We start from the raw sequence: 12,934 nt of genomic DNA on the forward strand, positions 1-12,934 counted from the left end.
AATCATTCATCTTCTAAGTAAGTGTAGCCGTACAACCCATTTTCGAACTCAGTTACAAAATCTTTTTGTAATTCTTCACTCAGTCCAGTGCCTTTGACTTGTTCGATAAAGCTCTCTAACAGAACCTCAGGGACCAATTTCACGTATTGCAACATATCTGCAACCGAATCGCCCTCTTCACTCTGTAAGTAACGGGCATTACCTTGGCTATCTATCCATACATCAACCGCGGCAGTATCACCAAATAAGTTATGCATGTTGCCTAAAATTTCTTGGTATGCCCCAATCATAAAGAAGCCAATCATCGGAGGATTTTCTGGATCATATGCAGGCATTGGCATGGTAGTTTCCACGCCATCACCATCAACATAATGATCAATAATACCATCTGAGTCACAGGTAATATCGAGAAGTACCGCACGTCTATCCAGTGGCTTATCTAAGCCCTCAATTGGCAGTACGGGGAAGACTTGGTCAATCCCCCATGCATCAGGTAAAGACTGGAATAATGAGAAATTCACATAGAATTTATCCGCCATGCGCTCTTGCAGTTCATCAATAATTGGACGATGAGCACGGTTGCTAGGGTCTAAGTCTTGCTGAATACGACGACAGATATTTAAGTATAGCTCTTCTGCCCATGCACGCTGAGTCAAGTCAAGAACACCATGAGCGTACTGAGTATGCGCTTCTTGCAAGTCAAACTGGCTATCATGCAGCCATTCACGCAGTGAACGACTGTTGCCTTGATGTTGCATTGATTCCCATGTTTCCCATAAAGAAATCAATGAACGCGGTGCATCTTCACTTGGTGGCGAAGTTTTGGTGAATTCATTACGTTCAACCCCGATAACATTCGAGACTAACACTGTATGATGAGCCGTTAATGCACGACCAGACTCGGTGATCACCGTTGGGTGTGGTAATCCAAATTCTTCACACGCATCACCAATTGCCCAAATCACATTGTTTGCATACTCATTCAACCCATAATTGACGGAGCAATCTGACTGAGAGCGAGTACCTTCATAGTCCACACCTAAACCGCCACCCACGTCAAAGCATTCAATATTCACACCAAGTTGATGTAACTCGACATAAAAACGCGCGGCTTCACGAACACCTGTAGCGATATCACGGATATTCGCCATCTGGGAACCTAAATGGAAATGCAGTAACTGCAAACTGTCTAGACGATTTGCATTACGTAAAATTTCCACTAATTGCAGAACTTGGGTTGCAGCCAATCCAAACTTAGATTTTTCACCGCCACTTGCCTGCCATTTACCTGAGCCTTGAGACGCTAAACGAGCACGAACCCCTAAGCGAGGGGTCACATTCAAACGTTCAGCTTCTTTTAGTACCATCTCAATTTCGGACATTTTTTCGATAACAAGATAAACCTTGTGACCCAATTTTTCGCCGATAAGTGCTAAACGAATATATTCGCGGTCTTTATAGCCATTACAAACAATCACGGTTCGTGTACGACCCGCATTGGCTAAAACCGCCATTAATTCCGCTTTAGAGCCAGCCTCAAGTCCCAGTGGTTCACCGGAATTCACTAAAGATTCAATAACCCGACGCTGCTGGTTAACCTTAATAGGATAAACGAGGAAATAATCCCCTTTATAACCGTATGACTCACGTGCACGTTTAAATGCCGCGTTAATTGACCGCAAACGATGTTGCAAAATTTGAGGAAAACAAAACAATGCCGGCAAGCGCAAATGCTCTTGCTCTTCTTTAACTTGATAGACCAATTCGGCAAGATCGACGACGGTATCTGGATTTTCAGGATTCGGGCAAACACAGACATTTCCGCGCTCATTCACCTGATAGTAACCACCTCCCCAATACGCGATATTGTAAGTTTGGCGTACTTTGCGGGCGATATTATCATTCATAATAAACTCCTAATATGGAGGGGTGAGTGATGCGTTTTCCTTCCAGACAGGCACCAACCAAAGGCATGATGCAACTGGGCAGTAATGTCAGGGAAACAGCGATACTCAGATTGTAAATTAAAAGTGCTTAGATCTTCTAAACGGTGACAATATAAATCCTTCGACTTAGCAGATTACTGACTAAGTATTAAAGATCTATTATAGAGATGACGGTAACTTCGCGATGAAGTAAACAATGACAGGAAAGTAAATGCCAATGTCACGCGGCGATCCGCATATGACGGTTGGGTACTGTTATTCAGCAGATTATGGATCATTGCCCATTAACCCCCAATATAACTGTTTTCCCCTTAAAATTTTAATCGTGTATTAAAATTCAATCGGTTAAAACATTCCTGATAGATAGCAGATGCTTGTTTGACCTGCTGGTATATAACGGGAAACAACGACCATCCGTTACGGTCGCAGTTTATACCCCGAATAGCCCCAAAATGCAAAAGCAAATTATCCAAAATGCTATTTTTATAATAAAACGAACTGAATTAAAGGATTATACCCTTATCATTTTAAGCTTAAAAATTGGTAGAAATTCTCTAATGAAAAGTCTAGAATAGCCGTCTAGATGTTAAAACATCCAATTATAAATGTTCTTCGAATTCTTAAGGTATTAATCTCATGTCTACACACCTCTTTACTTCTGAGTCCGTATCAGAAGGGCATCCTGATAAAATTGCAGACCAAATCTCTGATGCGGTTCTTGATGCTATTCTTGAGCAAGACCCAAAAGCACGCGTAGCCTGCGAAACGTATGTTAAAACAGGCATGGTGATGGTTGGCGGCGAAATAACGACCAGTGCATGGGTCGATATTGAAGAAATCACACGTAAAACCGTGCGTGAAATCGGCTATACCAGTTCAGACATGGGCTTTGATGCCAACTCTTGTGCCGTATTGAGCGCAATTGGTAAACAATCCCCTGACATTAACCAAGGCGTTGACCGTGCAGATCCTTATGAGCAAGGTGCTGGCGACCAAGGCCTGATGTTCGGTTATGCAACTAACGAAACTGACGTATTAATGCCAGCACCGGTGACTTATGCTCACCGTTTAGTGCAACGTCAGGCTGAAGTCCGTAAAAATGGCATGCTGCCATGGCTACGCCCAGATGCAAAAAGCCAAGTGACTTTCCAGTATGATGACAACAAAATCGTGGGTATCGATGCCGTTGTCCTGTCAACTCAACATTCTGAAGATATTCATCAGAAAGAGTTACACGAAGCTGTTATGGAAGAGATCATCAAGCCGGTTCTGCCTGTTGAGTGGTTATCCCCAGCAACTAAATACTTTATCAACCCAACGGGTCGTTTTGTAATCGGTGGACCAATGGGTGACTGTGGTTTAACAGGTCGTAAAATTATCGTTGATACCTACGGCGGCATGGCTCGTCATGGTGGTGGGGCATTCTCTGGTAAAGATCCATCAAAAGTTGACCGTTCAGCAGCTTATGCGGCACGTTATGTAGCAAAAAATATTGTTGCTGCGGGTCTGGCTGACCGTTGTGAAATCCAAGTTTCTTATGCTATCGGTGTTGCGGAGCCAACCTCTATCATGGTTGAAACTTTTGGCACAGGTAAAGTTTCTGAAGACTTATTAGTGAAATTAGTCCGCGAATTCTTTGATTTACGCCCTTATGGCCTGATTCAAATGCTGGATTTATTACACCCAATTTATCAGCAAACTGCATCTTACGGTCACTTTGGTCGTCCACAATTCCCTTGGGAAAAAACTGACAAAGCGGCACAACTGCGCGAAGCTGCAGGTCTGTAATACTCAATGACGTGATCTCGCTTCATCGAATAAAAACCCATCTTACCGATGGGTTTTTTTATGTCTTGAGTTTATCCCATCCCCAATGAATTAATTAATGGTTACATTCGCCTCATTTTTTGGGTAGAATAGATTGAATATTCACTTCATCGGAGTGCGCAATGTGGATCTGGGAACAACCTGACTGGCCTAATTTTACTTATGACTCATCACAATTACAGCCGTTATTGCGAAATGTTGTCTTCCTGCAAGGTAAACTTAATGGGCGATGTGATACGTTTGACATACGCCAACAGGTGTTGGATAAAATTCTCGCGAATATCATTTATTCCAGTGATATTGAAGGCGAAAAACTTGATGCTCGTTCCGTACGCTCTTCACTTGCCAACCATTTAGGTATCTCTGATGAAATGCCCTTTCCAACAGATCAAAAAACAGAGGGATTAGTTGAGTCGGCATTAGATGCCATTAATAACCTCGATGAACCGTTAACTGCTGAACGACTTTGCAAATGGCATAATTTACTATTCCCATCAAATGACAGTCTGTTCCATAAAATTACGGTAGGGTGCTTTAGACATAGCGCTATACAGGTTGTTTCCGGTCGACTAGACAAACCTATTATTCACTTTGAAGCACCTCCAGCAGCCCAAGTTCCACAAGATATTGAGCAATTTTTATCTTGGTTTAATCACAGCAAACATGATTCTTTATTAGATCCCATTATACGTGCAGGAATTGCTCATTTATGGTTTCTAACCATACATCCATTTGACGATGGTAATGGTCGAATTGGGCGTTTGATTATGGATTTAGCTTTAGCCCAAGCGGAAAGAAGCACAGTACGACTGTATGCCATATCTCAAAGTATTAATGAGCGTAAAAAAGAATATTATCAAATACTAGAGCAATCTCAACGCGGGGATACCGACCTAACTCAATGGTTAGTATGGTTTATCAATACGTTACATCAAGCAATCAATGATACGTTACAGCAAATTCAATTAACCATTGAAAAAACTAAATATTGGAATCGCTTTGACCAACGGATATTACGCCCTGAACAGTTAAAAGTACTCAATAGAATGCTTGATGGTGACTTCGCCGAAGGGATCAATAATCGACAATATATGGCGGTCGGAAAAGTGAGCCGCTCCAGTGCCACTCGCCATTTAACTGAGCTTGTTCAGCAAGGTTTTCTAGAGGAAGGCATAGGTGGAGGACGTAGTACCCGCTACCGATTAAGCCAAGAACCTCTATTTACTGGTTCATGGTGTTAGATATAATGAGTCAATTGCCTTCTTATTCGCCTCATATTTTGGGTAGAATAAGTTTATTAATTGACTCATCGAAAGTGATTACTTTTCAGAACGGGGTAATAACTGGAAAATTGCCATCCCTGCTATCATCGCCAAGGTAAACAGGATTCCTTGAGTTAAACCCATTCCTGTCAATAAAATTGCAGGCCCTGGACAAATACCCGCTAATCCCCAACCAAGACCAAACAGCACACTGCCAATCACTAATTTATTGGTGATGACTTTGCTGGTTGGGATCTGTAATGGGCAGTTTAGTAAGCTCGCTGGGCGCTTCTTAACACACTGGTAAGCAATACCGCTAATCACCATCGCCACAGCCATGGTTACCAATAAGGATGGATCCCAGTTACCGGTTACATCTAAAAAGGCGAGAATTTTCGCCGGATTTCCCATACCTGCAAGGAGCAAACCAAATCCAAATAAGAGACCCGATAACAACGCAATAATAATAGGCATCGTGGTTATCCCCTTAAACCAAAATGATTGATCACTGCTACAGTGGCAAATGCTACCAGCATAAAAATCACCACTGCGACAATAGAACGACGGGAAAATCGTGCCATTCCACAGATCCCATGACCACTGGTACATCCCCCTCCCAATCGAGTACCAAAACCAACGAGTAATCCCGCCACAATCAGTAACGGCGTTCCTGTTGTAATAACCACTTCAGGGATATAAACGAACAAAGTGAACAATAGTGGAGATACCATAATTCCGAGGATAAATGCCACCTTCCATGCCGTATCCCCTTTTGCCGGTTTCAGAATACCCGCCAATATTCCACTAATTCCGGCAATGCGACCATTGAAAATAAGCAATATTGCTGCTGCTAATCCAATCAATACACCGCCAATTGCCGCTGACCATGGCGTGAAATTCGCCCAATCAATTGTCATCTGACTTCCCCTTTATAGGACAATAGAGCTGATACAACGTATTGAGCAAAATGAATAATTTCTCATCAGCGATAGAATAGTAAATTCGTTTACCTTCTCGACGAGTGACGACTAGCCCTTCATTACGCAATACTGTTAATTGTTGTGATAACGTTGGCTGCTGGATGCCAAGTGAAATTTCTAAATCACTCACACAGGCTTCTCCTTGAGTCAACTGGCACAGTAATAACAACCGATCTGGATTCCCCAATGTTTTTAATAATGACGCCGTCTGCGTTGCCGCTTGGGTCATTGCTAAAAGCAGTTGTTCTGAAGTTGGTTCCTTCATCATATTCACTTCTAGTATTATTATATTTAAAAACAATATATATTTTGATATATTATATGTCAATTATTGCTTGTTTGAATTACCTGTCATCGCGTATTCTTTAGCTTATGAAAACCATTCGCGTCCCTATTTTGCTACAGCAACGGGTGATGAAAACCCTTAGAGAAAAGCTGGCTTTAGCAGAACAAAAACTGGAACAATCATTTCCAGAGCCAACCATCAACTATAAACAACGGGGAACTACCGCGGGTAGCGCCTACCTAAAAGATTGGGAAATTCGCGTTAATCCCACATTGTTAATTGAGAATCCCGATGATTTTGTGGATGAAGTGATCCCTCATGAACTTGCTCATTTGCTGGTTTATCAGGTTTTTGGCCGCAAAGGGATTGCGCCCCATGGCAACGAATGGAAATGGATGATGCAGCATGTGCTGGAGGTGCCAGCCAAACGTACCCATAACTTTGCAGTGGCGAGTGTAAAAAGCCAAACATTCACTTATTTATGTGGCTGTAATGTCACTCATGAGTTGACTATAAGGCGCCACAATAAAGTACAAAGAGGGGAAAATCAGTATTTATGTCGTCGGTGTGGGGAAATTTTAAGGCGGGAAATTACGTCAACGGCAGAGAGTTAATTCCCTGCCGTATCAGAAGATGGGGCTGAACTTAAGCGAACTCCGTCATCACTAATTTAGCGATTTCAAAGTAAATAATCAGTCCAGTACCATCAATGAAAGTGGCAATAAAAGGTGCAGAAACCACCGCAGGATCCACTTTTAATTTTTGTAATACCATCGGAATAATTGAAGAAACAATCGCACTCCACACGGTAATCGCCACAATCGTCAAGCTCACGACAATGGTAACTTCATAGCCAACGCCCAAGATCCAAGCTCGGATCAAGGCCGCACCACCAATGGTGATAGCCACTAAAAATGATGTAGACACTTCTTTTTTCAGTACCGCACCGATATTACGTAAGCTCACTTCCCCCAGCGCCATTGCTCTCACAAGAGTTGAGGTAATCTGAGTTCCGCTGTTTCCGCCGGTTCCGATGAGTAATGGAATGAAGAATGCCAGAGCAATCGCCGCTTCCAATTGTTCTTCAAATGCTTTTAAAACTGTTCCCGTATACGCTTCTGCGACAAACAACATCAATAACCATACCACGCGCTTGCGCCATAAAGTTACTGGGCTGGTCTCTAAATACGGTTCTTCAAGTGGTGTTGTTGCCCCTTGCAGTTGAGCATCGAGGGTATTTTCATCTTCAATCAGTTCAGCAATATCTTGTGGGCGTAAAACACCCATTAATTTGCCAAATTGCACCACAGGGATCATATCCAAGCCGCTATGATTAATTAAATCATAAACATCATGGCGAGATTGCTCTGGGGAAACAGAAAAATAATTGTGTCGCATAATATCCGACACTAATAAATCTTCAGCTGCTGAAAGTAATGATTTAACGGACAGAATTCCATTTAAATAATTGTCGCTATCAACCACAAATAAATACGTTGGAATTTGTTCACCATCGAGATGTTCAATAAGACTTTTCTTCACACATGCCACAGAATCCGCAACTGAAACCGGCAAATATGATTGACTCATATAAGCTTGAACAGTTGAATCATCAATTTTAGTCGGTTGTGTTTGAGGTGATTTTTGACGTGCGTTTTTCATTGCGGACTGAGCAATAGCTACAGTACCCGCTTTGTTCTGGGTAGATAATGTCATTTTTTTGGTCCCTAGTTACTGTTGGTTACTCAAACAGTACTCACATAGGGGCGAAACCAGATGAGAGAATGCGTTCGCTATCTCTTCGTCTCGGTTTTAGCACTATACAACGTATCCTGAATAAAGCAGGAAGTTACATGGGGATATACCTTCGGTCGATATATCCTGTCCTGATCTTGGGCGTCTCTAGACGTCGTCAGATCAGTAACCTATGTTTGTATAGGAGCCTCGCCTAACGAGTTACTGCACTTTGGATGCGGCGCGAATTATACCCACTGGATGATTAATTGCCACCCTCTAAATACTTTGTTTTTTTAATAGCCTCCAGCTCGTTTAGGCTTTGTTTAAGTTAATGTATATTAAAAATTCTCCGTGTAACCAATTGTAACTTTAATAGAAAGTTATATTAATCATGATGCTTGAAATATTAGTCACCTAAGTAACTAATTAAATAAAAATAAATATTTAAAAAAAACAATTTATTTTTTATGAAAAAAAAAGCTGCCTTATTTATTTAAAAATAAGGCAGCTTTAAAAATAATTAGTTATTACGCGATTTCAGTATCGCCTTGTAACTGGCAACTGCATGCCAATACATATCCTGAAGCAATTTCTTCAGCCGTTAGTGTCATGGTGCTAGACGTCGTGTAGTTCCCAGAAAGTACTTTGGTTTTACAACTCCCACAGACTCCTGCACGGCAAGCAGCAATAACGGGCTGCTTGTTTTGCTCTAATGCGGACAATAACGAGGTTCCTACTGGGACACTAAAATTCACCAAACGATGACGAATTTTCAGGGTGAGAACATCTTCACTCACCGCCTCATCCCCGCCGACAGAGAAACGCTCCATAAAGAAATGATCTGAAGGTACACCCAGCTCAGTTGCAAACTGTTGAACATTCTTCATGTACGGTATCGGACCACAGGTCATAACAACCCGAGAAGCCACATCTGGAACTAATTCTTGCAATTTTTCTTTGCTAAGACGCCCTTGAGCCACTCCGCCATTATCTGGCGTTTCAGCCATAATGCACAGTTGTAGACGTTGCGGATAACGTTGAGCTAGCTGCTGCCACTCTTCAGCAAAAATCACTTGCTTGTCATCACGAACATTAAACAACACTTTGACATGGGTTTCGGGGCGGTTTGCCATCAACCAGCGAGTCATCGACATAATCGGTGTCACTCCGCAACCTGCGGCAAGCATCAGATACTGGCTACTTTTTACATTGGCACAGGTGAACTCCCCTTGCGCCTCAGACAGCCACAAATAGTCCCCCGGTTTAACCTCTTGGGTTAACCAACTTGAACCCGTTCCATCTTCCAACCGTCTCACGGTAATAGAAATAAAACGGCTTTGTCCTGGTGAAGAAGACAAGGTATAGGCTCGCATCACTTCATCACTATTTTTAATACTCACCAATGCATACTGCCCCGGAGAATAAGAATAAAAATCGTGGTTGATGAGGTTGATTGTCCAAACATCCGAGGTTTCTTGTACGATAGAATGGATTTGCATTCTGTTTGGGCACAAGCTCGTTGGCATCGTCATGGCTTTACTCCTTTCTAGGGGGAAAGTACTCCCCCTGTCCTTATCATTAAGCAGGTAAGATTTCTGCCAAATCTTGTTCAACAGTCGTGATACTGCGCATACCAAACTTCTCATTCAGAACATTTAATAAGTTCTCAGTTAAGAAACCAGGCGCAGTTGGTCCGGTGTAAATATTTTTGACACCCAAAGCCAACAACGTTAGCAAGATCACAATCGCTTTTTGTTCGAACCAAGAAAGGATCAAACTCAATGGTAAATCATTAATGCCACAGCCTAATTTCTCAGATAAGTTCACGGCTAACATAATGGCAGAGTAAGCATCGTTACACTGGCCTACATCCAATAAGCGTGGTAAACCTTCTAAAGTACCGAAGTCCAATTTATTGAAACGGTATTTACCGCAAGCTAAAGTCAGGATCAGGCAATCTTCTGGCACGCTACGCGCGAAATCAGTGTAGTAACTGCGTTCGCCACGGCTACCATCACAACCCCCGACTAAGAAAACATGGCGCAATTTTTTCTGTGCCACTAAATCAATCACGGCATCCGCTGCACCTAATAAAGTTTGGCGACCAAAACCAACCGTGATTTTGTGTTCAATTTCAGTGTATGGGAAACCGGACATTTCCTGTGCTTGAGCAATCATCTCAGAGAAATCATCTTCTTCTAAGTGTTTAACCCCCGGCCAGCCAACAATGCTACGAGTCCAAATTCTAGCTTTATACTCGCCAACATCTGGGTCAATGATGCAGTTAGAGGTCATTAAAACAGGCCCAGGGAATTTAGCGAATTCTACTTGCTGGTTTTGCCAGCCACTACCGTAGTTACCCACTAAATGTGCATATTTTTTCAATTCTGGGTAACCATGTGCTGGCAGCATTTCACCATGGGTATAGATATTGATGCCTGTACCTTCGGTCTGCTCTAACAACATTTTTAAATCTTGTAAATCATGACCTGAAATTAGGATACATTTGCCCGCAACTGGGCGAACGTTCACTTCAGTAGGGACGGGATGACCAAACTCGCCTGTTTCACCCGCATCAAGGATTTCCATGATCTTAAAATTCATTAAGCCAATGGCCATCGCATTGTCGAGCAGCTCATTCATATCAGCGGGTAATGTACCTAGCCACGCCATGATTTCATGGTATTGGCCATAAACATCATTGTCATACTGACCAAGAACATGGGCATGTTCCATATAGGCCGCTGCACCTTTTAAGCCATACAGGCACAGCATGCGTAAGCCGTGAATATCTTCGCCAATTTCAGCTTTATCAATATTTAACGCAAATTTTTCTGCTTGTTTTTGCAGCGTAGGGATATCTTTCCCTTCTAGCTGAAGATTGATCAGTGGGTGATTAAATGCCACTGCACTATTCACAGATAGGCAATGTTTAACTAATTTATCACGCAGGTAAATGGCTTCACGGGCATAACCAATAATGCGTTCTGAATCGAAGTTAACGTTAGTTAATGTAGAGAAGAAAGCGCGCGGGGCAAAACTATCAACATCATGGTCAATAATACCTAATTCACGAGCAACTACGGCACTTGCTGATAAGCTTTGTAGCACCGCAACTAATAAATCTTGTAAGTCTGATGTTTCCGCTGTTTTACCGCACATACCTTGCGCGTATGCGCAGCCATTAGCCGCTGGAGTTTTTATTGTTTGTTCACATTGCACACAATACATGGGAAAACCTCTTTAAGTTGCATTTCATATACAACATTAAGATTACCCCTTTTATAGGAATAGAAAAGCATCTTAAATCGCTATCTGATGGTTTGTTGATCTACATTAACTTTCACTATAAATAAGAATTATTCAATATTGTAAAATAGCTATATCTACCTACTCAGCACAAATTTTAACTAGGGTTTCAATGCAGTATTGATATACTGTCTAGATAAGTTATTGTTATAAAATCACTTAAAGAGAATCGAAAAGCGATGACCCAAGATAATTCCAATCATCAATCCAATAATCACCGTCTCTTCCAGCTTCTTCGTAAGCTGAAAGAGTCTGATAAAACCCCTGTTAAAGTTCTTTTCTTAGCGGCCATTATCGGAGCTGTCGTCGGGTTGATTGGCTCGTTGTTTATGCTTGGTACCGAATGGGTGAGCAGTCTGCGGATCTCTTCCGTTAACCAGTATGTCACCAATAAATGGTTAATTATTGCCGCCATGTTTGTGGTTTCTGCACTGTTAGCCATGATGGGGTATTACTTAGTAAAACGCTTTTCCCCTGAAGCGGGAGGTTCTGGGATACCCGAAATTGAAGGTGCTTTACAGGATTTACGCCCTGTACGCTGGTGGCGAGTGATCCCGGTGAAATTTATTGGCGGATTAGGCACATTAGGCTCTGGAATGGTGCTTGGGCGCGAAGGTCCAACCGTACAGCTGGGGGCAAATATTAGCCAAATGTTTTACGATCTCTTTCGCCTTAAAGATAATGAATCTCGCCATACCTTACTGGCGACAGGTGCAGCTGCGGGTCTCTCGACAGCCTTTAACGCCCCTCTCGCCGGAATTTTATTTATCATCGAAGAGATGCGCCCCCAATTTAAATACAGCTTAATTTCTATCAAAGCGGTATTTATTGGCGCCGTTACTGCCACCATTGTATTTCGCTTAATCAATGGGGAAGGCGTAGTATTAAATATTGGGCAGTTTTCATCTGCCCCAATGGATACACTTTGGCTCTATTTAATTTTAGGGATGCTATTTGGTGTGGTCGGGATCGGCTTTAACCGTTTTTTACTTTACCTACAAAGCTTATTTCTCGCGTTCTATCAAAACAAAGTTTCTCGCTTTGTTCTGATGGGAGGGTTGATTGGTGGTAGTTGTGGAGCCATTGGTGTATTCGCGCCAGAAATTGTCGGTGGCGGTTATTCCGTTATTCATCAGATGATGGCGAATAGCTTCACAATCACCATGTTAATGGTATTTTTTGCCCTGCGTTTTTTAACCACCACCATCAGTTTTAGTTCTGGCGCACCGGGGGGGATCTTCTCGCCATTACTGGCATTAGGCACGCTATTTGGTGGAATTTATGGTTATGGGGTTCTTGAGCTATTTCCACAATACCAAATTGAAATTGGAACCTTTGCGATTGCAGGAATGGGAGCGTTATTTGCCGCTACCGTTCGTGCACCACTGACCGGGATCGTTCTAGTCCTTGAGATGACGGATAATTACCAATTAATCCTACCGATGATTATAACCTGTATTGGCGCGACAATAGTGGCACAGCTCTTAGGGGGAAGACCGCTGTATTCCGTATTATTAGAAAAGTCCCTAGAGCGCAGCCAGAAGCAGGCTGAAAACACAAGTCAATAGCAAAAAAATGGGTTGCTTT

The 12,934-nt window shown here is 42.3% G+C and carries 11 protein-coding genes and 1 riboswitch; of the genes, 4 read left to right on the forward strand and 7 right to left on the reverse strand.

The annotated features are described in order from the left end of the window. Positions 1-2: 2 nt before the first annotated feature. The gene (gene speA / locus PROVRUST_RS11680) at positions 3-1,907 is read right to left on the reverse strand and encodes a biosynthetic arginine decarboxylase (RefSeq protein WP_006815031.1); all 1,905 of its coding nucleotides are present in this window, start codon (positions 1,905-1,907) and stop codon (positions 3-5) included. A gap of 675 nt (positions 1,908-2,582) precedes the next feature. Here speA and metK point away from each other — a divergent pair. Together metK and PROVRUST_RS11690 are read left to right on the forward strand one after the other, a co-directional pair. After that, the gene (gene metK, locus PROVRUST_RS11685; RefSeq protein WP_006815033.1) at positions 2,583-3,734 is read left to right on the forward strand and encodes a methionine adenosyltransferase; all 1,152 of its coding nucleotides are present in this window, start codon (positions 2,583-2,585) and stop codon (positions 3,732-3,734) included. Positions 3,735-3,895: 161 nt separating this feature from the next. After that, a complete protein-coding gene (locus tag PROVRUST_RS11690) occupies positions 3,896-5,014 on the forward strand; it encodes a Fic family protein (RefSeq protein ID WP_006815034.1) in 1,119 nt (372 codons plus the stop codon). Between the two features lie 78 nt (positions 5,015-5,092). Here the strand turns inward: PROVRUST_RS11690 and PROVRUST_RS11695 are convergent, their stop codons facing one another. From PROVRUST_RS11695 to PROVRUST_RS11705, 3 genes are read right to left on the reverse strand one after another with little or no spacing between them, the layout of a single operon-like run. Beyond that, positions 5,093-5,509, reverse strand: a complete 417-nt coding sequence (locus PROVRUST_RS11695; protein WP_006815035.1) for a DUF6691 family protein — start codon at positions 5,507-5,509, stop codon at positions 5,093-5,095. 5 nt (positions 5,510-5,514) lie between these two features. Further along, a complete protein-coding gene (locus PROVRUST_RS11700; protein WP_006815036.1) occupies positions 5,515-5,952 on the reverse strand; it encodes a YeeE/YedE family protein in 438 nt (145 codons plus the stop codon). Further along, on the reverse strand, positions 5,942-6,283 hold the full coding sequence (locus tag PROVRUST_RS11705; protein WP_006815037.1) for an ArsR/SmtB family transcription factor: 342 nt from the start codon (positions 6,281-6,283) through the stop codon (positions 5,942-5,944). Before PROVRUST_RS11705 ends, PROVRUST_RS11700 begins: the two co-directional genes overlap by 11 nt. A 104-nt stretch (positions 6,284-6,387) precedes the next feature. Between PROVRUST_RS11705 and PROVRUST_RS11710 the strand changes: the two genes are divergently transcribed. Beyond that, positions 6,388-6,915, forward strand: coding sequence for a SprT family zinc-dependent metalloprotease (locus tag PROVRUST_RS11710; RefSeq protein ID WP_006815038.1), 528 nt, complete (start codon positions 6,388-6,390; stop codon positions 6,913-6,915). 31 nt (positions 6,916-6,946) lie between these two features. Here the strand turns inward: PROVRUST_RS11710 and PROVRUST_RS11715 are convergent, their stop codons facing one another. The 3 genes from PROVRUST_RS11715 to hcp form a co-directional block, all read right to left on the reverse strand. Next, positions 6,947-7,963: a magnesium transporter gene (locus PROVRUST_RS11715; protein WP_223844831.1), complete on the reverse strand. Its 1,017-nt coding sequence runs from the start codon at positions 7,961-7,963 to the stop codon at positions 6,947-6,949. A gap of 128 nt (positions 7,964-8,091) precedes the next feature. Then, positions 8,092-8,264: riboswitch (M-box (ykoK) riboswitch) on the reverse strand. A gap of 301 nt (positions 8,265-8,565) precedes the next feature. Further along, entirely contained in the window at positions 8,566-9,570 is a 1,005-nt protein-coding gene (gene hcr, locus PROVRUST_RS11720) for an NADH oxidoreductase (protein WP_039855148.1), read from the reverse strand. Positions 9,571-9,616: 46 nt separating this feature from the next. Beyond that, positions 9,617-11,269, reverse strand: coding sequence for a hydroxylamine reductase (gene hcp, locus PROVRUST_RS11725; protein ID WP_006815041.1), 1,653 nt, complete (start codon positions 11,267-11,269; stop codon positions 9,617-9,619). Positions 11,270-11,526: 257 nt separating this feature from the next. Here hcp and clcA point away from each other — a divergent pair, with 257 nt between their 5' ends. Then, positions 11,527-12,915, forward strand: coding sequence for a H(+)/Cl(-) exchange transporter ClcA (gene clcA, locus PROVRUST_RS11730; protein ID WP_006815042.1), 1,389 nt, complete (start codon positions 11,527-11,529; stop codon positions 12,913-12,915). Positions 12,916-12,934 lie beyond the last annotated feature (19 nt).

It is taken from the genome of Providencia rustigianii DSM 4541, from assembly GCF_000156395.1.
GTDB classification, from domain to species: Bacteria; Pseudomonadota; Gammaproteobacteria; order Enterobacterales; family Enterobacteriaceae; genus Providencia; species Providencia rustigianii.